Origin of the sequence: Brucella grignonensis (assembly GCF_002252505.1) — a bacterium.
Lineage (GTDB): Bacteria > Pseudomonadota > Alphaproteobacteria > Rhizobiales > Rhizobiaceae > Brucella > Brucella grignonensis.
In genome coordinates this window covers 750,154-774,025 of record NZ_NNRL01000163.1, presented here as the reverse complement: position 1 = coordinate 774,025, position 23,872 = coordinate 750,154, and the positions used below count along the sequence as shown (strand labels likewise).

Genomic DNA, 23,872 nt, shown 5'->3' with positions numbered 1-23,872 from the left:
CTCTTACAGTCCGAACCTCTCCAATGGTTCGGACTGATTTCATTCGCTTTTTACTGGATTTTACATGCCACACGACACCAATTTTCCTCAGCCACCCAAAGCAACAAAGCACCCGGCCAGTGACACGCGCCACGGCATTACCCGCACGGATGATTATGCATGGCTGCGCGCAGATAACTGGCAGGAGGTCTTCAAAGATCCGTCCGTTCTCGCGCCTGAAATTCGCACGCATCTGGAGGCCGAAAATACCTATCAAACGTTGTTGATGCAGGACACGGATGCGCTCCAGAAGCAGCTTTTTGCTGAGATGCGCGGTCGCATCAAAGAAGATGATTCATCTGTCCCTTCCAAGGACGGTCCATTTGCTTATGGCGTTTCTTATCGAACCGGAGGCGAACAGCCTTATTTCATTCGCACGCCACGCGATGGCGGCGCGGAAACTATTCTCCTCGACGGAGACAGAGAGGCAGAGGGCAAGGCCTATTTCCGCCTCGCCTCAGCCGACCACTCGCCCGATCACAATCGTTTGATCTGGAGTTACGACGACAAGGGATCCGAGTTTTATAAACTCAGAATTCGTGATTTGAACTCCATGACAGACCTTGGAGATATACTCACCGATACCAATGGAGGCGGCACCTGGGACGCGGACAGCAAAGGTTTCTTTTATACTCTACTGGACGAAAACCATCGGCCGTCGAAGGTTTTCTATCACGAGATCGGGACAGAACAGGCGCAGGATAAGCTGATCTATGAAGAACAGGATCCCGGCTTTTTCCTGGGCGTTGGCGGCTCTTCGCTCGATGATTATGTTTTCATAGACATTCACGACCATGAAACTTCGGAATGTTGGCTTTTGCCTGCAAATGACCCGGCTGCGAAGCCTCAGCTCGTCATGGAGCGCAAGACTGGTGTTGAATACGACCTCGCGCCGGGTGGCGATGAATTTTTCATTCTGACCAATGTCGATGGCGCTAAAGACTTCAAGATCATGCGCGCTCCAGCATCTGCACCGCAGCCGGAAAACTGGGAGGAAGTCGTCGCTGAAGTGCCCGGACGTCTTATTCTTTCGCATGGCGCCTTCAAACATCATCTGGTCTGGATGGAGCGTGACAATGGCTTGCCGCGCATTGTTATTCGTGACCGTAGAACCGGCGAACAACATGCCATCGCCTTTGATGAAGAAGCTTACTCTCTTGGCCTTCATGGCAGTGCTGAATACGATACCGAAGTAATCCGGTTCTCATATTCTTCGATGACGACACCCGAACAACTCTTCGATTATAATATGCGCACGCGCGAACGCGTTCTGCTTAAAACGCAGGAAGTGCCTTCGGGTCATAATATCGAAGACTATGTAACGCGTCGTATCCTTGCGCCAGCCGCTGATGGCGAGCTGGTTCCTGTCTCGCTGATCTATCATAAGGACACGAAGCTCGATGGCTCTGCACCGTGTCTGCTCTACGGCTACGGCTCTTATGGTATCACCATTCCGGCAAGTTTCAGCACATCGCGGCTTTCGCTTGTTGATCGTGGCTTCATCTATGCCATCGCACATATTCGTGGCGGCAAAGACAAGGGCTTCGCCTGGTACGAAAACGGCAAACGTGAAACAAAAACCAACACGTTCACGGATTTCATCGCCGCAGCAAAGCATCTCGTCAAAGAAGGCTTCACCAGCCACGACCGCATCGTCGCGCATGGTGGCTCAGCAGGCGGCATGCTGATGGGTGCGATTGCCAATATGGCACCAGATGCTTTTGGTGGTATTATCGCGGAAGTCCCATTTGTCGATGTGCTCAACACGATGCTCGATGACACATTGCCACTCACACCACCGGAATGGCCTGAATGGGGGAATCCTATCACCTCCGAGGCCGATTATCGCAATATTGCAGCCTATTCGCCTTACGATAATGTCGGTTCGCAAGCCTATCCACGCATACTCGCCGTGGCTGGCCTGACAGACCCACGCGTTACCTATTGGGAACCGGCAAAATGGGTAGCCAAGCTGCGTGAGCTCAAGACCGACGATCATCCAGTTCTCTTCCGCATCAACATGGACGCTGGCCATGCCGGTGCGTCAGGTCGTTTCTCACGGCTGGAAGAAGTCGCTTATACCTATGCTTTTGCACTGAAAGTGGTTGGCAAAGCTTAATTTTTAAGGTTTGAACAATAAAACGCCGAGAATTCCCGTCTGATTTTATTAGGCGGGAATTCTCATTTTCAGTGTTCTACAGCACACTCAGGGTCGGTCAAGATGACCAACCCATCCAGCAAAATCACTTCATTCTTCTGCCGGAAGCACTCTGGACAAATACAATATTTTTTCAAAAAATCTACAACGCAGGGAAAGGTCAATATACTAATTTAGTGAGTATTCATCAGAACTTTCAATAAAACTTGAGTATAGAAAAATTCCCTATACATCGTATAATGCGGGGAAGATTGAAAACTTTCGGATCAAGGGAGAAGCCCATGTTACGTTCCGGTATCACCGTTTCAATAGCTTCACTGAGTTTGATCGCTTCTGCCCTGGTTGCTTTGCCGTCCGTTACAACCGCCAGCGCACAAGTGCGCAAGAACGTCAGCGAATATGCGGGCCAGCGTTGTAATACGCCGCCGCGTGGCAGTGGCGTTATCGTCGGTCAATTCAGCGGCGTGGAGGATTCCCCATTTGTCAGCGATGGTGACGGGCTGGTGCCTATCGACCGTTTTCGCTGCTTCAAAACCATGTCCGAGTGCAAAGGCTGGCTCTATACCATGCAGAGCAAATACACCAATGCCGGACTGCCGACGGTGGTGCGTTGCACAAAGCGTTAGAGCACATCCAGTTAAGACCGCATCGCACTTTTGGCTCAAATGCTCTAACCACAAAACTGTGATTTTCCGTCCTCCATCTTGATGTCATGTTGTCCGAGAGGCGCATAACCTAACGATTGGGAGTATTGGATATATGCAACAGGCGAGCTACGTTCACGGTGCAAGCGAAACGCCGCTCATTGGTGAGACCATCGGCAACCATCTTGATCTGATAGCAGAGAAATATCCCAACCGTCCGGCAGTAGTCGTTTGCCACCAGAATATCCGGCTGACCTACAGTGAGTTGAAGAGCCGTACCGATGCTCTGGCCGAAGGGCTGCTTGCGATCGGCCTCCAACCCGGCGAGCGCATAGGCATCTGGTCGCCCAATAATGTGGAATGGCTGCTCACACAGTTTGCGAGTGCAAAAGCAGGTCTTATTCTCGTTAATATCAATCCAGCCTATCGCGCGCATGAACTCAAGCACGTTCTGGCAAAGGTCGAATGCGCAGCGCTTATCCTTGCCCCTTCCCTCAAAACCAGCAATTACGTTGAAATTCTTCGCTCTATTGTTCCAGAGCTTGGTGATGCGCGGCCCGGTTATCTTAGCTCAGAGCATTTACCGAACCTGCGCTGCGTCATTCGCCTGGGCGAAGAGCGGACGGATGGCATGTTTAATTTCGACGAAGTTGCAATTTCAGGCAATGCAACCACGATTAAACAACGGCTACAGCTTGCAGACGAGCTGCAATTTGACGATCCGATTAATATCCAGTTCACCAGTGGCACCACCGGCAGCCCCAAAGGGGCGACGCTCACCCATCACAACATTCTCAATAACGGTTTCTTCGTTGGCGAAGCGATGCGGCTCAGCGAGCAGGACCGACTTTGTATTCCTGTTCCTTTCTATCACTGCTTCGGCATGGTTCTGGGCAATCTGGCCTGCGTGACACACGGCGCTTGTATGGTCATTCCCAATGACAGCTTCGATCCTCTGCTCACGCTGCAAACGGTCGAAGATGAGAAATGCACCGGTCTACATGGCGTGCCGACCATGTTCATTTCAATGCTCGATCATCCAGAGTTTTCGCGTTTCGATCTCACCAGTCTGCGCACGGGCATCATGGCTGGCTCCCCATGCCCGATTGAGATCATGCGGCGGGTGGTCAGTGAAATGCATCAAAGCGAAATCACCATCGCCTATGGCATGACCGAGACAAGTCCGGTCAGCTTTCAAAGTGCAACGACTGACCCGTTGGAAAGGCGTGTTTCAACGGTCGGTCGCATTCATCCGCATCTCGAAGTGAAGATTATCAATGCAGATGGCAAGATCGCATCACGCGGTGAGAAAGGCGAATTGCTAACCCGCGGATACAGCGTCATGCGTGGATACTGGGCAGATGCGACGGCCTCTGCGGAAGCAATTGACGATGCCGGATGGATGCATACTGGTGATCTGGCGACCATCGATGCGGAAGGCTATTGCAACATCGTCGGACGCATCAAGGACCTGATTATCCGCGGTGGTGAAAATATCTATCCGCGAGAGATCGAAGAATTTCTATTCACCCACCCGGCCATCAGCGATGCTCAGGTTTTCGGTGTTCCAGATCATAAATTCGGTGAGATAATCTGCGTATGGATCAAGCTGCATCGAGACCGAGAACTTAGTGAAGAAGAATTAATTGCATTCTGCAAGCAGCACATCGCCCATTATAAGACCCCGGCCCATATCCGTTTCGTGGACGAGTTTCCCATGACTGTAACTGGCAAGATACAGAAATTCGTCATGCGACAGGTGATGATGAAGGAGCTTGGACTGGAAGAAATCAGAACCGCCTGATCTTTTACGGTCATCTTGGCGGATAACCGTTTTTATGCGCTGGAATGGCCTTGAGATATGCAGCAATTGCCGCACGATCCGCATCCGTCAGATGCGCCATGTTGGCAACGACATCCGCCATTGATCCGCCCAGTGAATCGAAATCTGGCGTGAAACCGCTTTGCAATGCATAGGCGATATCGTTCTCGCCCCATTCGCCAATACCGCCCTCGCCCATGGTGATATTGGGAATAATGCCTCTACGGCCATCGCTGCCGGTTTCCGGCGATACTGCTCCGGCCATCCATTGCTTGGTATCAAGTCCACCAATGACATTGCGTGGAGTATGACATTCGCCACAGTGACCGAGCGCTTCGGTCAGATATTGGCCGCGCTTCACCTGATCGGACGCACTTGCAAGGTCCGCAACGGGCTTGTCAGAAAGATAGAGCTGCTTCCAAAGCCCTAATCCGCGACGAATATTGAATGGAAATCCCAGTTTATGTGGTGCTGACACATTATCGGAAGCGGGCAGCGTTTTCATGTAGGCGAAGAGGTCAGCCACGTCCTGCGGCTGCATTTTGGCGTAAGACGTGTAGGGGAAAGACGGATAAAGATGCTCTCCAGCGCGTCCCACGCCTTTCAGCATTGCATTGGCAAAATCATGCAGGGTCCAGTTGCCGATACCTTGCTCTGACGGAGAAATGTTTGGTGCGACGAACGTGCCAAAATCCGAAATCAGCTCATGCCCACCGGCCAGCACCTTCCGGGCCTCACCCGAGGCGCCGGGAGCGGCGTGACAGGAAGCACAGCCTCCTGCCCAGAACACCTGTTCGCCCTTGGTAGCATCGCCCGGCTGCAAAGATGCAATCACTGATTGATCCACCGTCTGAGGCGTCGTCAGCACCCAGAAGGCAGCAGCACCAATGATGATTACAGCACCTGCGACATATGCGAGTTTACGGACCATTGTTTTGCCAAGTTAGTCCTTTTTCACACGATAAGCTTGATGGCATGAACCGCAATTGGCAATAACTTGCTGGAATGCTGGCTTCAACGCATCAAGATCCTGCGGCTTTGCGGCAAGCGCGGCAGCGGCATCGGAACGGATTTTTTCGGCGTGCTTGACGAAATCTTCCTTACTTTCCCAAATCTTGGGCGATGCTTCGGTGTCGCCCTGATCAGAACCCGATGGGAACAATGTATCGACGTCTAATTTCTTTGCGTCAGCATCAAGCTTCTCAAGCGCAGCCAGAGCGGTTGCAGCATCGAACGGCTTCTCGCCTTTGACCATCGGCGCGAGTTGTCCAACAGAACGCCCCATATCCTTCATGATCGCCTGACGATCTGCAATCACATCGGCATGAGCCATACCGGCAGTCAAAATTGCAACTGAAGTGACAGCAAGGAAAAATGAACGCATATGGTTCTCCACATCGAAAAATTGAACAAAATTCGTCCCGTGGTACAAATATCCGATACAATCGCTACCATTGCAACAAATGGCATCGAATAAACCCCAACAATCAAAAATAACCTTCTGAGGTTGTATCGATTATTACAGATAATTCACGAGAACGTGAAAAACATGATAAAAGTACCATTGTTTAATATTTCCAATATTCCGCCTTATTATAACAAAAACGGATATAATCCATGATTGTATTCATCATGTTTTCTAGATTTCTAAATTCAGACAAAGAAAAACCCCGCTTTCGCGGGGCTCTTCATCTCTATCACTGACGCGGCCGATTATGCCTTTTCGTACAGCTCCTGAACGTAATCCCAGTTGATGAGGCTATCGACGAAAGCTTCGAGGTATTTCGGACGCGCATTACGGTAATCGATGTAATAGGAATGCTCCCATACGTCGACGCCAAGGATTGGCGTTGCGCCATGAACCAGTGGGCTTTCACCGTTCGCAGTCTTCGAAATTTCGAGCTTGCCGTTCTTTACTGACAGCCATGCCCAGCCTGAACCAAACTGGCCTACACCAGCAGCGATGAAGTCTTCGCGGAACTTGTCATAGCCGCCAAGATCAGATTCAATCGCCTTTTCCAGCTTGCCTGGCAGCTTCTTGCCGCCGCCGCCCTTCTTCAGCCATTTCCAGAAATGGAGATGGTTGTAGTGCTGACCGGCATTGTTGAAGAGCGCCTGGTTCTTGCCAAAGCTTTCCTTGACGATTTCTTCGAGGCTCTTGCCTTCAAGACCGGAACCTTCAAGCAGCTTGTTACCGTTGGTAACATAAGCCTGATGGTGCTTGTCGTGGTGGAATTCGAGCGTTTCGCGCGACATGAACGGAACAAGTGCGTCATAATCGTACGGAAGGGGGGGCAGTTCAAAGGCCATTGGAACTCTCCTCTTGTCTTTCAGCTTGCAATAGGCAGCTACTGGGGGCAGAGCGAATACATACCCGGAAACTTGCGTGCGCAATCTACATAGGCCGCAACGCCTCGGGCGGCAATGGCGCATATTCTAAATTCGCTGCTCATCGCAATGAATTTTTATTGAAATTGCATAAGGATAAGGTCCACTTTACTTTTTTTAAGATTGATGAACGAACGGAGAAAATCGGTGTCTTATAATTCTTATGTTTTCGACGCTTATGGCACATTGTTTGATGTGCACTCAGCCGTGCGTAAACATGAAGACAAAGCCGGACCTGATGGACGTTTATTCTCGGAACTTTGGCGCGCCAAACAGCTGGAATACTCATGGGTGATAAGCCTCATGGGAGCCTACAAAGATTTCTGGACGCTCACTGAAGAGGCTCTGGATTTTGCTTTTGAGCGATACCCTTCCGTAGCCCCTTCCCTTCGCAGCGATCTTCTCGACGCCTACTGGAAACTCGACTGTTATCCTGAAGTGCCGGTTGCACTCAAAAACCTTAAAAGCCGCGGTGCACGTTTGGCTATTCTCTCTAATGGTTCACCGGCCATGCTGGAAGCCGCAGTTAGATCATCGGCGCTTGATGTCCTGCTCGACGACGTAATCTCTGTAGACACTGTGCACCGCTACAAAACCGCACCCGCCGTCTATGAACTTGTCACCACACAATGGCGGCTCTACCCATCTGCAATCTCGTTTCAGTCATCCAATCGATGGGATGTTGCAGGTGCGGCGCGATTCGGCATGCGCTCCGTCTGGATCAATCGCTCCAACCAGCCCGACGAGTATAAGCAATATCCGCCTGCGCTTATTCTACCGAGCCTACAGCTCCTTGATTGAATCTCACTAAAACTTGAACGGGCAACTTTATGCAATAACCGTCTGTTGCAATCAAAATTGTGTCGCGGCAGCAACACGGGGCACATCCCATCATATTAGCCACGTTTAGGCCTTATTCCGACCGGCGGGAGGCCACATTTATGGGGCGTTTTGCCCTCACAAATCGCCGAACAAAAAGCGTTCAGCATCTCCGTAACACCGCAACTTGCGATCAAAGCAACGGGTTGGTCGCACTTCATTAACCCTAACCGTTGTATCTGTAGCTCCTCCCGTCACTAATCTGGTTTTCATATGCACACCACCCTTACCCGCCGTTCATTTCTTACGGCCATGACAGCAACAGCGGCGGCCGGCCTCGCCGGTTGTGCTCAGTTGGGGCAGAATGTTCCAATTGTCGATGTGGATGCTTCGGGCAATCCTGTTAACAGGACACCGCAGGTCAATGTCGATTCTTCTTATGGAAGCTGGGCATCCATGTATGCAGCCACGGAAGACAATGGCTATCAGCTCCCTGCTATTCCGATCCAGAAAATGGACAAGCGTTATCTGCGTCAGGTCGTTCAGGATCCAACCGGAGAAATGCCGGGCACAATCGTCGTGGATACGGCAAACCGTTTCCTTTACCTCGTGCTGGGCAATGGACAGGCAATGCGTTACGGCGTGGGCATTGGCCGCGACGGATTTGCATGGTCGGGCCGCGCAGTCATCCAGTACAAGCGCGAATGGCCACGCTGGACACCACCGGATGAGATGGTCGCCCGTCAGCCAGAACTCGAGCCATATAGTTCACGCAATGGCGGCATGGCTCCAGGCCTCAAGAATCCGCTCGGTGCACGCGCGCTCTACATCTTCAAAGACGGTAAAGACACCATCTACCGTCTGCACGGCAATCCTGAATGGTGGTCGATCGGCAAAGCCGTTTCTTCGGGCTGTGTACGCCTGATGAACCAGGACATCATTGACCTCTATAATCGCGTACCTGCGAAGTCGCCTATTCTGGTTATGTAGTCTGAATTGATTTCTAATGAACAAATGAAAAAGCCCCCTTTATGGGGGCTTTTTCTTTTATAACACGTCGCGTTCTTAAAGCACTTCGCGTTTGATTATACCCAGACGACGCGCTTTAAGTCTTTGTTTTTACGCATGTCGTTAACGGAAAACCGGTCCCCACTTTTCCGCGACATGCTTTAAGTCTTTGTTTTCAAGCATGTCTTTATCCCAAAACCGGTTCCCACTTTTGGGCGACATGCTTTAGCGTTTGAAACTACCCAAAATACCCCGAACCAGTGCGCGCCCGAGTGAGTTACTGACAGACCGAACCACCGACTTCATTGCAGTCTCGGCAACAGTCTGACGTCCTGAACGGCGCCCCGTTCCCAATGCGGTTCCAAGCAAATCACCCAGAATACTGCCACCCTCTCCGGATTCTTCTTCCTTGGTCTTCTGCTGTGCTGCAGCCGCTGCCTCGGCCTTTCTCGCAAGCATTTCAAATGCGGAATCACGATCGACAGTCTGATCGTATTGACCAGAAACAGGGCTCGCCGCGATAATTTTGGCACGTTCATCTGGCGTCAATGGTCCAATTCGCGACGATGGCGGACGGATCAATGTGCGCTGCACCATCGACGGCACACCTTTGGCCTGCAATGTCGAAATAAGGGCTTCACCGGTTGCAAGATTGGTGATGGCCTCAAATGTCTTGAAATCGGGGTTTGGGCGGAAAGTATCGGCTGCTGTCTTCACCGCATTTGTTTCGCGCGGCGTGTAAGCGCGCAGGGCGTGCTGCACGCGATTACCAAGCTGTGCCAGAACCGTTTCAGGCACATCAAGCGGGTTCTGCGTCACAAAGTACACACCGACCCCCTTGGAACGGATCAAGCGAACCACCTGCTCCACACGATCAATCAGTGCCTTCGGCGCCTCATCAAACAGCAAATGCGCTTCATCGAAGAAGAAAACGAGCTTTGGCTTATCGGGATCGCCCACTTCTGGCAATTCCTCGAACAATTCAGACATAAGCCACAACAGGAATGTTGAATAAAGACGCGGGCTCATCATCAGCTTGTCAGCCGCAAGCACACTTATCACACCGCGTCCGTCAGTCGTGGTACGCATCAGATCGCTAATACGCAGTGCCTGTTCACCAAAGAACTTGGAACCGCCCTGCTGATCAAGCACGAGCAATGAACGCTGGATCGCACCAACAGACGCCTTGTTGACATTGCCATATTTTGCAGAGAGTTCCGCCGAACGCTCTGCCATTTCTGCAAGCATTGCTTGCAAATCCTTAAGATCCAGCAGAAGCAGACCTTCTTCGTCCGCAAGACGGAAAGCAACATTAAGCACGCCTTCCTGGGCTTCCGTGAGATTCATCAGACGCGAAAGCAGAAGCGGTCCCATTTCGGAGATTGTTGCCCGAACAGGGTGGCCCTGCTCGCCGAAAATATCCCAGAAAATGACCGGAGAAGCCCGCATTTCATAAGGATCAAGCTTAATCTCGACTGCACGCTTGGTCAGGTTGTCATTGATGATACCTGTTGCCGCGATACCGGAAAGGTCGCCCTTGATGTCGGCGCAAAAAACCGGAACACCCGCAGCCGAAAAGCTCTCAGCCAAGACCTGCAATGTCACCGTCTTACCGGTACCTGTTGCACCGGTTACAAGCCCGTGCCTGTTCCCATATTTCAGCGCTAGATATTCAGGTTGCTGATAGGAATCATCTGGTTTGCGGCTTGCACCAAGGAAAATTGCATCATCGGCCGTCATCAGGCAGGTCGCTCCGTAAAAGATTTGCTTCTTTTACGGTATACTAGCACCATTGTCGCGCAACAACGGTAAAGCCGAATTTTGGCTTGGATACTTAATTTGTGGTCATAAGAATGCAGGAATTTCCCAATATTTTGAACTAGGAAAGCTTGCAAAGCGCTGACTAGAATGCATATTACGTAAACGTAAGAAATTTGGGAGACTCTCATGGAAGAACTGATCGCGCGCATCACCTCGAACGTAGGCATTGATGCAGCAACAGCACAGAAGGCTGTTGGCATGATTCTGGCGTTTCTGCAGAAGGAAGGCCCGGCTGACAAAGTACAGCAGCTGCTGGCTGCATTTCCGGGTGCCGAAGAAGCCATTTCTCAAGTTAAGGGTGGCGGCCTGCTTTCCGGCCTTATGGGCGGCGTAATGGGCCTTGGTACTCAGCTGATGGGTGCAGGTCTCGGCATGGGTGAAATCTCCGGCGTTGCCAAAGAAACCATTCGCTTTGCCAAAGAAAAGGCTGGCGACGAACCTGTCGACGCAGTGGTCGGATCGATCCCCGGCCTCGGACAGTTCGTCTAAGACTGCTTATAAAGACAAAAGCCCCGGTTTTCCGGGGCTTTTTCTTATGCTTCCTTGACAACTTTCACACCGACATGCCGTGCCCGTCCAGCACCCCAGCCATTGATGGCTGCCCCCACGCCAAGTAGCGCAAAGAAAATGCCACTAGCGGCAAAACTGCCCGTTGCACCATGGATCATTCCCACGACCAGTGGTCCGATGGAGGCGAGTGTATAGCCTACGCATTGCGCCATGCCCGAGAGGTGAGCAGCCGTATGGGAATCCGGCGATCTTAGCACGATCACCATCATCGCCGCTGCAATCAGACCACCCTGCCCAATCCCTTGAATGGCAGCCAGTATCCAGAAGCTCCATTGTGGCAGATAGAGAAAACCAATCAGTGGTAAGGCCGCGCAAAGACAAAGCACAGCGTTGAGCAAACTCTGGCTTTTCTGTCGAACAGCAATCGACGGGATCCCAAGACAGGTGACAACCTGCACCATGATGGAAAAGGAAACGAGCCCTCCCGCCGCAGTCGCACTCAAGCCTTGTTCGCGTAAGATCGGAGCAAGCCAGCCGAAAACGATGTAGGCCATAGAGGATTGCAGCCCCATAAATAGCGTAACCTGCCATGCAAGCTTGTCTTTCCAAAGCCCGATGACCTTAAATCCGGAATGCGCAACATTGTGCTTTGCACGCAGCGCCTGCGGCAACCAGAGCGCAAGAACGAGAGCTGCCGGGATAGCCCAGAATGCAAGTGCCAGATTCCATGAACCACCGAGCATGTGCTCAATCGGAATCGTGAACCCTGCAGCTGCGGCAGCACCACCACACAGCGCCATCGTATAGAAGCCGGTCATAATCGCAGCCGTTTTCGGGAAATCGCGCTTCACGACGCCGGGGAGCAAAACATTGCCCGTAGCAATGGCCGCACCAGCCAGTGTTGCACCAATATAGAGAGAGGCTGAATTGCCGATACCTCGGATTGCCGTGCCGATGGTCAAAACAATGAGCACAAAAAGCAATACACGCTCAGCACCGAACCGCTGCGCGAGACGGGGGGCAAAAGGCGCAAATACACCCAGACAGACAACCGGCAAGGTCGTCAAAATACCCGCAGCAGTCGCCGACATGCCGGTGGCTTCGATGATTTCAGGCAGAAGCACTGAAACACTTGAAAAGACAGGGCGCAGATTAGCGGCAATCAGCACGAGGCTTAAACCCAGCAACACACGCAAAGCCGGACTTGGCAGGCGCTGCGCGGCAGGCTGCGGCACACTATCGGCTTCCGCATCGACAAATGGCTCTACATGTTGCGCCAGTTCTTGTTCCATCACAGGATGCGACGAAACCTCATTCGTATGGCTCATGATGCCAACAGCCTTTCCAGTTCTTCAATCAATGGCGCCATGAATCGACGCACCGCAGCCCCCGCGAGATCGGAATTTCCGCTCGCTATCGCCTCAACAATTGCGCGATGTTCTTCGTGGTTTGGTTCTGGCAACTCTCCATCGAGCGTTGCTTCAATCGATTCCCGAATGGACTGGGAAAAGAACGCGTAAACCGCAACCAGCGCGCTATTGCCCGATGCAGCAACAATGGCTTCATGAAACGCAAAATCCCGCGAAACGAAATCAATTCTGTTATCGTCTGCACGTTTGCTACGCTGCTCAAGCTTCAATTCAAGATGACGGATCGTTTCCGGTGTTGACCGCTGTGCCGCAAGCCGAGCCGCTTCAACTTCAAGGGCAGCCCGCGTTTCAAAACGATCGCGCAGGCTCGTATGGCGAATGCGATCAATGCTACGGGTGGTGTCAGCTGCAGATAAAACATAGGTTCCCGAACCCTGCCGCGTCTCCAGCATGCCTTGGGCTACCAGCGCTCGCACAGCTTCACGTACTGTTCCGCGGCTGACTCCCAATCTGGCAGAGAGACTTGCTTCATTCGGCAATTGCTCGCCCACGCGCCAATTTCCGGCTGTTATTTCAGCTCGGATGGACTGTTCGGCTGCTTCCGCCAAGCTTTTTCTTGATACCGCTTCCATAATTCACCAAAGTCATCGGATGACTTGATGAATTATCTGTCGCATTCTTGCATGTCAATGCGGATTACGCGCGACGCTCTACACGTTTGTTTTAACACGCGTCTTGTTTGAAAACCGTTTCACACTTTTCGAGATACGCTCAATCTGCTTTAACCGTATCTGCCGCATTCCGTTAACAATTATCGCGCAATGTAGCAGGATAGAATTGAGATTGTTTGACCGGGTGCCGCATGATTACGCTTTACTGCCTTAACGGAGATCATCTCGAAAGCGTCGAGGTAGAACCGGGCAACCCATTGCCCGATAATGTCATATGGATCGACTTGCTTGCACCAGGCGTCAACGAAGATCACATTGTCGAGGCGTGGACTGGCATTTCCATTCCTACACGCGAGGATATGACGGAAATTGAAGAATCGAGCCGTTTCTACATGGAAAATGGTGCGCAGTATCTGACCGTTTCGATTCTGCATGCCGTTGATCTCGATCATCGCGAACTGGCGCCGGTCACCTTCATCCTGCATGGTTCGCGGCTCGTCACTGTTCGTTACGCCAATCCCAAATCCGTCAGCATGTATATTACCCGCGCAATAAAGCCCGGCAACGGAGTGATTCCTGCCAAATGCTCTGGTCTGTCCATCATGCTGGGTATTATCGAGGCCACCACCAACAGGCTTGCAGACATCCTGGAAGGCGTGGCTGGCAAGATCGACGCAGCTTCGCATTCCATCTATCGTCGGCAACCAAAAGCCCGACCAATGACCACTGAGGATTTCCGGCATATCCTCACGCAGATCGGCGGACAGGGAACGTTTCTATCCCGTATGCGTGAAAGTCTTGCCGGTGTCAGCCGCATGCTTGTTTATCTTTCCGCGATCAACAGTCCTGTCGCTACCAAGAAAGATACGCGATCATGGATCAAGTCGCTGGAACGCGATGCGCAATCGCTTGTTGCTTACGTGGATTTTCTGTCCAATAAGGTCACATTCCTGCTCGATACGATCGTGGGACTCATTTCTGTCGAGCAAAATGCCATCATCAAGATTTTCTCGGTGGCGGCAGTGGGCTTCATGCCACCGACATTGGTTGCGTCCATCTACGGCATGAACTTCTCATTCATGCCGGAATTGAACTCACCATGGGGATATCCAATGGCGCTGGGCCTGATGGTTGCATCAGCCCTGCTTCCGCTCTTCTACTTCCGCAGGAAGGGCTGGCTGTAAACAATATGGACAATTCAACTCCAATGTTATATCACAAGTTATAACATTGGAGAAAAACCATGAATGTTACCCTGCGCAAGATCGGCAATTCAGATGGCGTCATCCTGCCTAAGGAAGTGCTGGAGCGGCTCAATCTGCACACTGGAGATACACTTGTTCTCACAACTGACGCAAATGGTCTGAGACTAACCCGTAGCGAAGACGCTCCCGAAGTTTTCGAAAAGAAAATGCAGATCGCACGCGAGCGGATGAAAAAATACGAAACGGCTTATCGCGTTCTTGCGAAATGATTGATTTTCATTCTCGCGCATTTGTTGAAGCTCTACACGATGAGCAACTGCGTCTGCATGGTGGCGCACCGGGAATCCGGGTTTCAGGCTTACTGGATTCCGCTCTCGCTCGCCCCTTGCAAAAGCAGGCCTATGGTGAACCCGATCTCTTCGATCTCGCGGCGGCCTATTTGTTCGGTATCTTGAAAAACCATCCTTTCATAGATGGTAACAAGCGCACAGGACTGGCCTCAGCGGACTTGTTCTTGTATTTCAATGGCTACAGTCTTGAAACAGAGCAAGAAGACATTATTCAACTCGTTCTGATGGTATCAACGAGTGAAATCGATGAAACGGGCGCTGCCGCATTTTTCCGTGATCATTCCGTGCCTGTCGGTGAAGATTAGACCTTCGCAGCCACGATCTCCCACTCTTTACCGTTGATCATAACAACGTCGCCTACCGGTTTGCCAAACAGCATAATGGCGACCGGGGACATATGGGATATTTTACCCTTGGCCGGATCAGCCTCATCTTCGCCAACAATAGTCCATCTGCGGGCCGTTCCATCGAGATCTTCGAGATCGACCGTCATACCAAAACGCACGACATCGCTATCGGGCTCCGGCACAGATAGCTCCGCTGTCTCGCGGCGCGCGGTCCAATAGCGTAAATCGCGCGAAAGACGCACAATTGTCGAGCGCTCTCCCGCGACATTGGCCTCAGCCAATTCGCGTTGTAATCGTGCGAGTTCAGCCTCAATCAACTTCAAGCCGTCTGGCGTGACGAGATTTCGATGCGGGCTGATGGGACGCTCACCGAGATCTGTCGGAGCGTCATCCTGTTCCTTGGTAAAAGCTCTGCTCATCCCTCAAATGTATGCAGAGCGGCCAATGCGCGCAAGCCGGCAGCCTTATTTCACGAATATTTCCATCGCCCGCAAAAACACGATCTCTATTCTTTTGAGTTTTTGTTGATTGATCAGTCAATCAAAGATAAAATGTGGATCGACATGCTTAAACCGGGACCAAGATTATGCCCAAGATCGGGATGGAACCTTTACGGCGGCGCGAACTGATCGACGCCGCCATCCGCACAATCGGCCAGCGCGGTTCGCTGGACGTAACTGTTGCACAGATTGCCCATGAAGCAGGTGTCTCACCAGCACTCGCGCATCATTATTTTGGTGGCAAGGACAAACTCATTCTCGCTACCATGCGCCATCTGCTTCGCGAACTTGGGAGCGACCTGAACGCAGCAATGAAGTTCACTGAAACGCCGCGAGAACGTATCGCAGCGATTATTGCGGTGAACTTTTCCGCTTCACAGTTTGCACAGGAAACAGTTGCCGCCTGGCTTACCTTCTACGTCCATGCGCAGCAATCAGAAGACACCAAACGGCTCTTACGCATTTATGCGCGCCGCCTGCATTCCAATTTCGTCTTTGCGCTCGAACAGCTGACCAGCCGCGACCATGCAAATCGCGTAGCCGAAGGTGCGGGTGCACTGATTGACGGGCTTTATATCCGGCATGCGCTGGGTGCCGACGCACCAAATGCAGCATCGGCTATTGCTCTTGTGGAAGATTACATTGCCGTTCAGCTTTCGGTGGAGAAATGAGCATGGAAGCGGACTTCGTTATTATTGGCTCCGGCTCTGCGGGGTCAGCCATGGCCTATCGCCTCTCCGAAGACGGCAGATATTCGGTTATTGTGATTGAATTTGGCGGACCAGACATTGGGCCCTTGATCCAGATGCCTGCAGCACTCTCCTTCCCCATGAATATGGAGACTTACGATTGGGGATTTTCCACCGAGCCCGAACCACATATTGGCGGGCGCAGCCTGGTCACGCCGCGTGGCAAAGTCGTTGGCGGCTCTTCTTCCATCAACGGCATGGTGTATGTGCGTGGTCATGCTCGCGATTACGACCATTGGTCGGAAAGCGGCGCGCGCGGCTGGTCCTATGCCGACGTGCTGCCCTATTTCAAGCGAATGGAAAACTCGCGTGGCGGACAGGACGGCTGGCGTGGAACGGATGGCCCGTTGCATATTCAACGTGGCCGACGCGATAATCCGCTGTTCAAGGCCTTCGTGGATGCAGGACATCAAGCGGGCTTTGAAGTCACAAAAGACTATAATGGTCAAAAGCAGGAAGGCTTCGGCCCAATGGAGCAGACGATCCATAATGGACGTCGCTGGTCCGCTGCCAATGCCTATCTGAAACCGGCTTTAAAACGTCCGAATGTCAAGCTCGTCAAAGGCCTTGCACGGAAGATCGTGCTTGAGGGCAAACGCGCCGTGGGCGTCGAAATTGAAGCAGGCCGCACCTTCTCAACCATTCGTGCACGACGCGAAGTCATCATCGCCGCCTCGTCAATCAACTCGCCAAAACTTCTTATGTTGTCGGGCATTGGCCCCGCGGCACAGCTGAAAGAACATGGTATCGATGTGGTTGCGGACCGCCCCGGCGTGGGCCAGAATCTGCAAGATCATCTGGAAGTCTATATCCAGCAGGAATGCACGCAACCTATCACGCTCTACTCCAAGCTGAACCTGTTCTCAAAGGCGATGATCGGCGCGCAATGGCTGTTTTTCAAATCTGGAGATGGCGCCACCAACCATTTTGAATCTGCCGCCTTTGTCCGCTCAAAGGCAGGGGTAGAATATCCCGACATTCAGTATCACTTTCTGCCCGTCGCCATTCGCTATGATGGCAAGGCAGCAGCGCAGTCACATGGATTTCAGGCACATGTCGGGCCGATGCGGTCCAAATCGCGCGGCAGCGTGACGCTTCGTTCGGCCAATCCACGCGAAAAGCCGCGGATCCAGTTCAACTACATGTCGCACGAGGACGACTGGGCGGATTTTCGCCATTGCGTGCGACTGACGCGGGAAATATTCGGCCAGGATGCCTTTGCGCCCTTTAGTGGTGCAGAAATCCAGCCCGGCGCGAATGTACAATCGGATGATGAGATCGACAACTTCCTCCGCGAACATGTGGAAAGTGCATTCCATCCTTGCGGAACCTGTAAAATGGGGGCAGTTGACGATCCAATGGCAGTCGTTGATCCTGAATGTCGTGTTATCGGAATTGATGGTCTGCGTGTTGCAGATTCGTCTATTTTCCCGCGTATAACGAACGGCAATCTCAATGGGCCGTCCATTATGACCGGCGAAAAGGCTTCCGATCACATTCTGGGACGCACGCCTCTCGCACGATCCAATCAGGAGCCATGGATTAATCCACGCTGGCAGGTTTCCGATCGTTAAAGCGCTTCGCGCTTTAAGCGTTTGTTTTCAAGCATATCGTTATCGGAAAACCGGTCTCCACTTTTCCGCGACATGCTTTAATGAAACCCGAGGAGAATAAGATGAAAGTACAACCCAAAGCCTCGCATTTCATCGGCGGGGCATTCGTAGAAGACAAAACGGGAAAACCGCTTCCCGTTTTCTATCCGGCAACTGGCGAAGAAATCGCCAAACTTTATTCGGCAACGCCTGACGTGATTGAAACCGCCTATGCGGCAGCACTCAAGGCACAGGGCGAATGGGCGGCACTCAAGCCTGTCGAGCGCGGCCGCATTCTGCGTCGCACTGCGGAAATCTTACGTGAAAAAAACAAGAAACTATCGAAACTTGAGACCGTCGACACCGGCAAGGCACTTCAGGAAACACTGGTTGCGGATGCGGCTTCTGCTGCCGATGCCCTCGAATTCTTCGGCGGCATCATCTCCGGTTTTAATGGTGAGTTCGTAGAACTTGGCGGATCATTCGCCTATACGCGCCGCGAGGCGCTCGGCATCTGCGTCGGCATTGGCGCATGGAATTATCCTATTCAGATTGCGGCTTGGAAATCAGCCCCGGCGCTTGCCATGGGCAATGCCTTTATCTTCAAGCCATCAGAAAACACGCCCCTCTCCGCGCTCGCTCTGGCTGAAGCCTATAAGGAAGCAGGCCTTCCCGATGGTCTGTTCAACGTTGTTCAGGGTTTTGGTGATGTAGGGGCAGCACTCGTCAATCATCGGCTGACCGCGAAAGTTTCGCTGACCGGATCGGTCCCGACTGGCAAGCGGATCATGTCGCAGGCTGGTGAACATCTGAAACACGTCACGATGGAACTTGGTGGCAAGTCGCCAATTATCGTTTTTGACGATGCGGATCTTGAAAGCGCTATTGGCGGAGCGATGCTCGGCAATTTCTATTCAACCGGTCAGGTCTGCTCCAACGGCACCCGTGTGTTCGTCCATAAGAATGTACGGGAACGCTTTATCGAACGTCTTGTCGAGCGTACACGCAAGATCCGCATTGGTGACCCACTGGATGAAGCGACCCAGATGGGGCCGCTTATCAATGGTGCACAGCGCGACAAGGTTCTGTCCTATATCGAAAAAGGCAAAGCCGAAGGCGCAACCCTTGCCTATGGCGGCGGCATTCCAAAGCTGCAGGGATTCGACAAAGGTTGCTTCATCGAGCCGACCATCTTCACAGGCGTGACTGACAATATGACAATCGCCCGGGAAGAAATCTTTGGGCCCGTCATGAGCGTTCTGGAGTTTTCTGATGAAGCAGAGGTCGTTGCACGCGCCAACGATACCGAGTTTGGTCTGGCGGCTGGCGTCTTTACAGCCGACATTGCACGCGGACATCGCGTCATCGGGCAGATCAAGGCAGGAACCTGCTGGATCAATGCCTACAATCTGACCCCTGTCGAAGTGCCATTCGGCGGTTATAAACAGTCTGGCATAGGGCGTGAAAACGGCATCGCAGCCTTGACGCATTATAGCCAGATCAAGACCGTCTATGTAGAAATGGGCAAAGTCGACAGCCCCTACTAAGTTTCTTTTTAAATTAACTTCAAAGCCTCCACAATATTAGAACAAGCTAATATTGTGGAGGCTTCTGTATTTATCGTGCCGCATTATATTTACGCCACAATATTGGTAGATAAATTCAGAACTGTCAAAAAATTGATCACTATTCATCTTATTATCTTGAATATTAACGACTAATTGATTGCTACTATCGAATAAGCTGCGCCGGGAACATGACAATAGCCTCCCGCGACGGGGTAAGAATGACAAAAGAGCTGTTTTTATCGACAGATATGGTCGATGCTGAAATTCGCGACGATTTCTGGCGCGACGCTGTAAAGCTGTTTTACGAAGTTTCATCACTCGATGATGAGAATGAAAAAGGCTTTATCGGTACATTAAGTTCTTACCCTTTCGGCAACATGCTGGTTGGCTCTACAACGTTCAACAATCAGCGTTATGAGCGCACAGCGAACATCATCGCTCAAAACGGTCTTGATCATTATGTTCTTCAAGCCATGCTTGCTGGCACACTGAGCGGTGACTTCAATGGCGTTGCCGTCTCTGCGAAGCCTGGTGACATTTTCATTCTCGACATGGCGCAAGTCATAACGAGTCAAGCCGAAGCAGGTGCGCGGCTGACCGTCATCATGCCACGTCAAGAACTCGAGAAACTCGTTGGCTGGCGCAATCTGCATGGCATGGTTCTCAGGGCCGAATCTCCAATGACCCAGCTCCTGTTTGAATATCTGCGTGGCTTGAATGATGTTGTTCAGGAACTTTCGGCGACGGAATTGATTGCTGCCAAGGATGCCATGTTGGCGCTGCTTGCTTCATGCATCAAAGGCGCGGACAAAGGTACTGTTGAGAATGTCACGATCAACCTGCCGATACGTAACCGCATCCTCGCCTATATCGACAAGAACATCACAAATCCACTGCTGGGACCCCATTCGATTCAGCAGCATTTCCGCATGTCACGTTCGCATCTTTATCGCGCCTTTGAGCCAGATGAAGGTGTCGCCAAGGTTATTCGCGACAAACGATCGGATCTCGCCTACCGGATTATCATCGACAAAAAAGGTAAGACGATTTCCTTGAAGGAAATTGCCTATCGTTGCGGATTTCACGATAGCACACAGATGACCAAGGCATTTAAGGCCCGTTTCGGACTTACGCCCAAGGAGGCGCGTGAAACTCAAGATACAACACCGCTACAGGGCGACGGTGGAACTCTGACTATTCATGAGCGTCTGGCCATGCAAGCCAAGAAGGTCGGCATTCTCTGAAATTATACGGGGCAAATTGCGATTCGAGAGCGCAGCAAAGCCGTTGCGCCCAATCGATAGCCATCAGGCAATGGCAGAACCGGTTCGCATACTGAGCCAGGCAGAACCATTTGAATAGGCCATTTGTGGGCCGGTGCTGGCGTTACTGACGAAAACCATCGCCCCGGCCCCATGGGTTGCCGCTGATGGTAAATCTGCCATCGCAAATGATGCAGGGCGTATCGGCCCGTCGACATGCAGGCGAGTTTCCGGCCATATTGAACCTATGGCGACATTTCCAGTTGCACGGTCAACCTTGACGGCTTCACGCCAATTGCCGACATCATCGCCAACCTTGACGCTGAAATTATTGTCGCCATTGAGCCCCATCTCCGCATGCCCGGTCCAGCCTGACTGGAATAAAAGGCTCGCCGTATTCATGGCCGCCTGTTTGTTGACTTTGATCTGATGACCAGCGCCTGCATTGTTGAAGAGGCTTGCTTCTGACGAGATTGCAAAACGGTTGATTGCATCGGCTGTAGCCTGCACACCAAGCATGGATAGCGACAGCTTGTCAGGCACAGAACCTGTGACTTCCCACTCTGTTCCATTGAACACCAGCAATCTGCCTTCATCCTCGACATAGGCAAGCCAGCCCTTTGCGACTGCAACAAAAGACCAGCCGTCATCAATGAAGAAGGCTATCATTCCTTCCTTTCCTGCCCACTGTCCGGTAGCCTGGTTCGCAACAATATGCCGCTCCCCGGATAGAGGCGTGATCGGTGCGCCAGTCTGCACCCGCGACTTCACACTGAGATGCACGACGGCATCAAGCAATCGCAGCGCCTCATTATGCGTGACATGCTTCTGTGCCTGACTGGGCATGATGTAGGGAAGTTTGAGATTTGGTGTTTGATCCATAAAAAACTCCTCGCGTTGGTAATGCGGGGAGCTTAATGGTTCTCAAGCAGAGGGGGATAAGTCAGCTTCCGCGATAGGTCGAATATGACCAGGGGCTGACCAGAAGTGGCACATGATAATTGCCGTCTTCATCCGCAATCGCGAAACGGATTGGTATCAGATCGAGGAACGGGGGATTGGCAACCTCTGCTCCGCGCACTTCAAAATATTCGGCAACATGAAAATGCAGCTCATAAGTACCTTCCCGCATTTCATTGCCACTCAGCAACGGCTCATCTGTGCGACCGTCGAGATTGGTCACAGTGCGTTTAAGAAGCTCCGTTTTCCCCAAGGCTCCAAGCTTATAAAGCTCAATGCGCATCGCTGCCGCCGGACTACCGTGCGCGGTGTCGAGAACATGTGTGGATAGCTTGCCCATTTTGATCCTCAGATTTGCGTTTCAAAAGCCGGGATTGTCTCGATGCGATAGACGACATCCGGAAGGAAATATTCCTCCAGATTATTCTCGTTGCCTGCGCGGTCAACAATAAGAAAATCTGATGTCTGCTCAAGGGATACAAGCGGATGATGCCAGACATTGCGCCAGTAGTTGACACCCTGATCGCCTCTCGCCAGAAACGCTCTCGGTCGCGCGGGCTTGCCTTCAACATCTTCTGCAACCACAACCAGAAACGACCTGCCATTCAACGGAATGAAGGCCTGCGATCCGAAAGGATGTCGCTCCATCATCACGACGTTGATCGGTGCGGCAAAAGATTGTCCGCGAAAGATATTGATCAGAACACGTGCGTCGGTGCCGGTAGCCTCGACGCGGGCAAGATCGTGAAAGCGTTCCGTCGTGCCATTATTGATGAGACGTCGCTCAGCGCCGTCCACCTCGATGACGTCCCCAAAAGGCGCAAAAGCCGCCTTTGTCAGCGGCTCAACTTCCAGCACTTCAAACTTCACGCTTTCCTCCCCACAAACCCGTTTCGCACGTTTCGAGACGCACTCCTACAAAGCTTTGCAGCCGACAGATTGTCAATCGCAAAGCAGTTTCAACAAAGTTATGAAAAAGGCCGGGCGATGAAACCGGCTTAAGCTGTTCAAAGCATCAGAACGGTTCCAACTTAAAATGAACCTTTGGGGCCACTCTAATTATTTGCTTTTTGCGCATCACCCCACGCAAAACCGCTTCGCACTTTTGCCGGAAATGCTTTAAACCGAAGATGAACCGGCAAACCAAAACAAGTTGGAATATTCAATGGCGCTTGATTTCGACGGCAGCTTCTCCCCGGAATACGGGGCACCGGTTGCTTTGCGTGAAGACTTGCTCCGCCTGACTGCGAATAATCCGAGCGCTTTTACATTTCATGGCACAAACAGCTATATCGTAGGGACCGATACGCTCGCCGTTATCGATCCGGGTCCAGAAGACGAAGCGCATTTTCAGGCTCTTCTCGCCGCAATCGCCAAGCGTCCGGTAAGCCACATTTTTGTAAGCCATACCCATCGCGATCATTCCCCCCTTGCAAGGCGACTGAAAGGACAAACAGGTGCGCTCATCGTTGCGGAAGGTCCGCATCGGCCCGCGCGCCCATATTATAGCGGCGAAGTGAACATGCTTGAGGCCAGCGCCGATATCGACTTCGTACCCGATCTGGCGTTATCAGATGGGGAGACGATAGACGGTGATGGTTGGGTGCTGCGGGGCATCCATACGCCCGGCCATGCTGCCAACCACATGGCTTTCGGCCTCGAAGGCACAGACATCCTGTTTTCTGCCGATCATGTGATGGCATGGGCGACGTCCATCGTCGCGCCGCCAGACGGTTCGATGAGCGATTACATGGCTTCGCTTGAGAAGCTGCTTGAACGCGATGATCATATCTATCTGCCGGGCCACGGAGGTGCCGTCACCAAGCCAGCAGCATTTGTGCGAGGATTGCGTGCACATCGCAAAATGCGCGAACGCGCAATATTGGAGCGGATTATTCAAGGCGATCGCACAATCCCGGACATGGTCAAAGCGATCTATCGCGATACCGATCCGCGTCTGCATGGCGCAGCGGCGCTTTCGGTACTGGCACATCTGGAAGATCTGGTCGGGCGCGGTGAAATTATCACTGATGGCAACCCATCCCTAAATGGTATCTATCAGCCGCGCTAGAGCAATTCCGGTTAAATT

The 23,872-nt window shown here is 52.1% G+C and carries 25 protein-coding genes; 14 read left to right on the top strand and 11 right to left on the bottom strand.

Annotated elements, in window-relative coordinates:
* The first annotated feature begins 64 nt into the window (after positions 1 to 64).
* The 3 genes from CEV33_RS17525 (at position 65) to CEV33_RS17515 (ending at position 4,645) form a co-directional block, all read left to right on the top strand.
* The gene (locus CEV33_RS17525; protein ID WP_094541664.1) at positions 65 to 2,158 is read left to right on the top strand and encodes a S9 family peptidase; all 2,094 of its coding nucleotides are present in this window, start codon (positions 65 to 67) and stop codon (positions 2,156 to 2,158) included.
* 320 nt (positions 2,159 to 2,478) lie between these two features.
* On the top strand, positions 2,479 to 2,823 hold the full coding sequence (locus tag CEV33_RS17520) for a hypothetical protein (protein WP_094541663.1): 345 nt from the start codon (positions 2,479 to 2,481) through the stop codon (positions 2,821 to 2,823).
* 133 nt (positions 2,824 to 2,956) lie between these two features.
* Complete coding sequence (locus CEV33_RS17515) at positions 2,957 to 4,645, top strand: AMP-binding protein (protein ID WP_094541662.1); 1,689 nt, start codon at positions 2,957 to 2,959, stop codon at positions 4,643 to 4,645.
* Between the two features lie 10 nt (positions 4,646 to 4,655).
* On the opposite strand, the gene CEV33_RS17510 is transcribed toward CEV33_RS17515, so the two are convergent.
* The 3 genes from CEV33_RS17510 to CEV33_RS17500 all read right to left on the bottom strand — a co-directional run bounded on the left by CEV33_RS17510 (position 4,656) and on the right by CEV33_RS17500 (position 6,973).
* Positions 4,656 to 5,594 carry a cytochrome c gene (locus tag CEV33_RS17510; RefSeq protein ID WP_094541661.1) on the bottom strand — a complete coding sequence of 313 codons (939 nt, stop codon included), beginning with the start codon at positions 5,592 to 5,594 and terminating at the stop codon, positions 4,656 to 4,658.
* A 12-nt stretch (positions 5,595 to 5,606) separates the two neighbouring features.
* Complete coding sequence (locus CEV33_RS17505; protein WP_094541660.1) at positions 5,607 to 6,047, bottom strand: c-type cytochrome; 441 nt, start codon at positions 6,045 to 6,047, stop codon at positions 5,607 to 5,609.
* A 329-nt stretch (positions 6,048 to 6,376) separates the two neighbouring features.
* The gene (locus tag CEV33_RS17500; protein WP_094541659.1) at positions 6,377 to 6,973 is read right to left on the bottom strand and encodes a superoxide dismutase; all 597 of its coding nucleotides are present in this window, start codon (positions 6,971 to 6,973) and stop codon (positions 6,377 to 6,379) included.
* Positions 6,974 to 7,198: 225 nt separating this feature from the next.
* Between CEV33_RS17500 and CEV33_RS17495 the strand changes: the two genes are divergently transcribed.
* Positions 7,199 to 7,852 (top strand): haloacid dehalogenase type II, encoded by a 654-nt coding sequence (locus CEV33_RS17495; protein ID WP_094541658.1) that lies wholly within the window; start codon positions 7,199 to 7,201, stop codon positions 7,850 to 7,852.
* A gap of 291 nt (positions 7,853 to 8,143) precedes the next feature.
* A complete protein-coding gene (locus CEV33_RS17490) occupies positions 8,144 to 8,860 on the top strand; it encodes a L,D-transpeptidase (protein WP_094541657.1) in 717 nt (238 codons plus the stop codon).
* Between the two features lie 95 nt (positions 8,861 to 8,955).
* Here CEV33_RS17490 and tilS read toward each other — a convergent pair whose 3' ends face one another.
* Complete coding sequence (gene tilS, locus CEV33_RS24810) at positions 8,956 to 9,036, bottom strand: tRNA lysidine(34) synthetase TilS (protein WP_128093624.1); 81 nt, start codon at positions 9,034 to 9,036, stop codon at positions 8,956 to 8,958.
* Between the two features lie 67 nt (positions 9,037 to 9,103).
* The gene (locus CEV33_RS17485; RefSeq protein WP_094541656.1) at positions 9,104 to 10,618 is read right to left on the bottom strand and encodes a helicase HerA-like C-terminal domain-containing protein; all 1,515 of its coding nucleotides are present in this window, start codon (positions 10,616 to 10,618) and stop codon (positions 9,104 to 9,106) included.
* Positions 10,619 to 10,825: 207 nt separating this feature from the next.
* Between CEV33_RS17485 and CEV33_RS17480 the strand changes: the two genes are divergently transcribed.
* A complete protein-coding gene (locus CEV33_RS17480) occupies positions 10,826 to 11,188 on the top strand; it encodes a hypothetical protein (protein WP_094541655.1) in 363 nt (120 codons plus the stop codon).
* Between the two features lie 44 nt (positions 11,189 to 11,232).
* Here CEV33_RS17480 and CEV33_RS17475 read toward each other — a convergent pair whose 3' ends face one another.
* Positions 11,233 to 12,501 (bottom strand): CynX/NimT family MFS transporter, encoded by a 1,269-nt coding sequence (locus CEV33_RS17475; protein WP_094541768.1) that lies wholly within the window; start codon positions 12,499 to 12,501, stop codon positions 11,233 to 11,235.
* Between the two features lie 32 nt (positions 12,502 to 12,533).
* Positions 12,534 to 13,211: a FadR/GntR family transcriptional regulator gene (locus CEV33_RS17470; protein ID WP_094541654.1), complete on the bottom strand. Its 678-nt coding sequence runs from the start codon at positions 13,209 to 13,211 to the stop codon at positions 12,534 to 12,536.
* A gap of 230 nt (positions 13,212 to 13,441) precedes the next feature.
* Here CEV33_RS17470 and CEV33_RS17465 point away from each other — a divergent pair, with 230 nt between their 5' ends.
* The 3 genes from CEV33_RS17465 to CEV33_RS17455 are packed head-to-tail and all read left to right on the top strand — an operon-like array spanning position 13,442 to position 15,110.
* Positions 13,442 to 14,434: a magnesium transporter CorA family protein gene (locus CEV33_RS17465; protein WP_094541653.1), complete on the top strand. Its 993-nt coding sequence runs from the start codon at positions 13,442 to 13,444 to the stop codon at positions 14,432 to 14,434.
* 59 nt (positions 14,435 to 14,493) lie between these two features.
* Positions 14,494 to 14,724, top strand: a complete 231-nt coding sequence (locus CEV33_RS17460) for an AbrB/MazE/SpoVT family DNA-binding domain-containing protein (RefSeq protein WP_094541652.1) — start codon at positions 14,494 to 14,496, stop codon at positions 14,722 to 14,724.
* Positions 14,721 to 15,110, top strand: coding sequence for a type II toxin-antitoxin system death-on-curing family toxin (locus CEV33_RS17455; RefSeq protein WP_094541651.1), 390 nt, complete (start codon positions 14,721 to 14,723; stop codon positions 15,108 to 15,110). Before CEV33_RS17460 ends, CEV33_RS17455 begins: the two co-directional genes overlap by 4 nt.
* Here CEV33_RS17455 and CEV33_RS17450 read toward each other — a convergent pair.
* Positions 15,107 to 15,571, bottom strand: coding sequence for a GreA/GreB family elongation factor (locus CEV33_RS17450; protein WP_094541650.1), 465 nt, complete (start codon positions 15,569 to 15,571; stop codon positions 15,107 to 15,109). The genes CEV33_RS17455 and CEV33_RS17450 overlap by 4 nt on opposite strands.
* Before the next feature lie 167 nt (positions 15,572 to 15,738).
* Between CEV33_RS17450 and betI the strand changes: the two genes are divergently transcribed.
* From betI to CEV33_RS17430, 4 genes are all read left to right on the top strand, one after another.
* Positions 15,739 to 16,323, top strand: a complete 585-nt coding sequence (betI, locus tag CEV33_RS17445) for a transcriptional regulator BetI (RefSeq protein ID WP_094541649.1) — start codon at positions 15,739 to 15,741, stop codon at positions 16,321 to 16,323.
* A 2-nt stretch (positions 16,324 to 16,325) separates the two neighbouring features.
* Positions 16,326 to 17,975: a choline dehydrogenase gene (gene betA / locus CEV33_RS17440; RefSeq protein ID WP_094541648.1), complete on the top strand. Its 1,650-nt coding sequence runs from the start codon at positions 16,326 to 16,328 to the stop codon at positions 17,973 to 17,975.
* A gap of 101 nt (positions 17,976 to 18,076) precedes the next feature.
* Positions 18,077 to 19,540, top strand: a complete 1,464-nt coding sequence (gene betB, locus CEV33_RS17435; protein WP_094541647.1) for a betaine-aldehyde dehydrogenase — start codon at positions 18,077 to 18,079, stop codon at positions 19,538 to 19,540.
* 239 nt (positions 19,541 to 19,779) lie between these two features.
* Positions 19,780 to 20,805, top strand: a complete 1,026-nt coding sequence (locus CEV33_RS17430) for a helix-turn-helix domain-containing protein (protein WP_094541646.1) — start codon at positions 19,780 to 19,782, stop codon at positions 20,803 to 20,805.
* Positions 20,806 to 20,868: 63 nt separating this feature from the next.
* Here the strand turns inward: CEV33_RS17430 and CEV33_RS17425 are convergent, their stop codons facing one another.
* The 3 genes from CEV33_RS17425 to CEV33_RS17415 form a co-directional block, all read right to left on the bottom strand.
* Positions 20,869 to 21,705 (bottom strand): DUF2793 domain-containing protein, encoded by an 837-nt coding sequence (locus tag CEV33_RS17425; protein WP_094541645.1) that lies wholly within the window; start codon positions 21,703 to 21,705, stop codon positions 20,869 to 20,871.
* A gap of 61 nt (positions 21,706 to 21,766) precedes the next feature.
* The gene (uraH, locus tag CEV33_RS17420; protein WP_094541644.1) at positions 21,767 to 22,123 is read right to left on the bottom strand and encodes a hydroxyisourate hydrolase; all 357 of its coding nucleotides are present in this window, start codon (positions 22,121 to 22,123) and stop codon (positions 21,767 to 21,769) included.
* A gap of 8 nt (positions 22,124 to 22,131) precedes the next feature.
* On the bottom strand, positions 22,132 to 22,653 hold the full coding sequence (locus CEV33_RS17415) for an ureidoglycolate lyase (RefSeq protein ID WP_094541643.1): 522 nt from the start codon (positions 22,651 to 22,653) through the stop codon (positions 22,132 to 22,134).
* Positions 22,654 to 22,948: 295 nt separating this feature from the next.
* Here CEV33_RS17415 and CEV33_RS17410 point away from each other — a divergent pair, with 295 nt between their 5' ends.
* Positions 22,949 to 23,854, top strand: coding sequence for an MBL fold metallo-hydrolase (locus CEV33_RS17410; protein ID WP_094541642.1), 906 nt, complete (start codon positions 22,949 to 22,951; stop codon positions 23,852 to 23,854).
* Positions 23,855 to 23,872 lie beyond the last annotated feature (18 nt).

What these genes read in the sequence shown, in the direction of transcription:
- CEV33_RS17525 (WP_094541664.1), top strand. Translation starts at nt 65, where the DNA reads ATGCCACACGACACCAATTTTCCTCAGCCACCCAAAGCAACAAAGCAC.
- CEV33_RS17520 (WP_094541663.1), top strand. Translation starts at nt 2,479, where the DNA reads ATGTTACGTTCCGGTATCACCGTTTCAATAGCTTCACTGAGTTTGATC.
- CEV33_RS17515 (WP_094541662.1), top strand. Translation starts at nt 2,957, where the DNA reads ATGCAACAGGCGAGCTACGTTCACGGTGCAAGCGAAACGCCGCTCATT.
- CEV33_RS17510 (WP_094541661.1), bottom strand. Translation starts at nt 5,594, where the DNA reads ATGGTCCGTAAACTCGCATATGTCGCAGGTGCTGTAATCATCATTGGT.
- CEV33_RS17505 (WP_094541660.1), bottom strand. Translation starts at nt 6,047, where the DNA reads ATGCGTTCATTTTTCCTTGCTGTCACTTCAGTTGCAATTTTGACTGCC.
- CEV33_RS17500 (WP_094541659.1), bottom strand. Translation starts at nt 6,973, where the DNA reads ATGGCCTTTGAACTGCCCCCCCTTCCGTACGATTATGACGCACTTGTT.
- CEV33_RS17490 (WP_094541657.1), top strand. Translation starts at nt 8,144, where the DNA reads ATGCACACCACCCTTACCCGCCGTTCATTTCTTACGGCCATGACAGCA.
- tilS (WP_128093624.1), bottom strand. Translation starts at nt 9,036, where the DNA reads ATGTCGCGGAAAAGTGGGGACCGGTTTTCCGTTAACGACATGCGTAAA.
- CEV33_RS17485 (WP_094541656.1), bottom strand. Translation starts at nt 10,618, where the DNA reads ATGACGGCCGATGATGCAATTTTCCTTGGTGCAAGCCGCAAACCAGAT.
- CEV33_RS17480 (WP_094541655.1), top strand. Translation starts at nt 10,826, where the DNA reads ATGGAAGAACTGATCGCGCGCATCACCTCGAACGTAGGCATTGATGCA.
- CEV33_RS17475 (WP_094541768.1), bottom strand. Translation starts at nt 12,501, where the DNA reads ATGGAACAAGAACTGGCGCAACATGTAGAGCCATTTGTCGATGCGGAA.
- CEV33_RS17470 (WP_094541654.1), bottom strand. Translation starts at nt 13,211, where the DNA reads ATGGAAGCGGTATCAAGAAAAAGCTTGGCGGAAGCAGCCGAACAGTCC.
- CEV33_RS17465 (WP_094541653.1), top strand. Translation starts at nt 13,442, where the DNA reads ATGATTACGCTTTACTGCCTTAACGGAGATCATCTCGAAAGCGTCGAG.
- CEV33_RS17460 (WP_094541652.1), top strand. Translation starts at nt 14,494, where the DNA reads ATGAATGTTACCCTGCGCAAGATCGGCAATTCAGATGGCGTCATCCTG.
- CEV33_RS17455 (WP_094541651.1), top strand. Translation starts at nt 14,721, where the DNA reads ATGATTGATTTTCATTCTCGCGCATTTGTTGAAGCTCTACACGATGAG.
- CEV33_RS17450 (WP_094541650.1), bottom strand. Translation starts at nt 15,571, where the DNA reads ATGAGCAGAGCTTTTACCAAGGAACAGGATGACGCTCCGACAGATCTC.
- betI (WP_094541649.1), top strand. Translation starts at nt 15,739, where the DNA reads ATGCCCAAGATCGGGATGGAACCTTTACGGCGGCGCGAACTGATCGAC.
- betA (WP_094541648.1), top strand. Translation starts at nt 16,326, where the DNA reads ATGGAAGCGGACTTCGTTATTATTGGCTCCGGCTCTGCGGGGTCAGCC.
- betB (WP_094541647.1), top strand. Translation starts at nt 18,077, where the DNA reads ATGAAAGTACAACCCAAAGCCTCGCATTTCATCGGCGGGGCATTCGTA.
- CEV33_RS17430 (WP_094541646.1), top strand. Translation starts at nt 19,780, where the DNA reads ATGACAAAAGAGCTGTTTTTATCGACAGATATGGTCGATGCTGAAATT.
- CEV33_RS17425 (WP_094541645.1), bottom strand. Translation starts at nt 21,705, where the DNA reads ATGGATCAAACACCAAATCTCAAACTTCCCTACATCATGCCCAGTCAG.
- uraH (WP_094541644.1), bottom strand. Translation starts at nt 22,123, where the DNA reads ATGGGCAAGCTATCCACACATGTTCTCGACACCGCGCACGGTAGTCCG.
- CEV33_RS17410 (WP_094541642.1), top strand. Translation starts at nt 22,949, where the DNA reads ATGGCGCTTGATTTCGACGGCAGCTTCTCCCCGGAATACGGGGCACCG.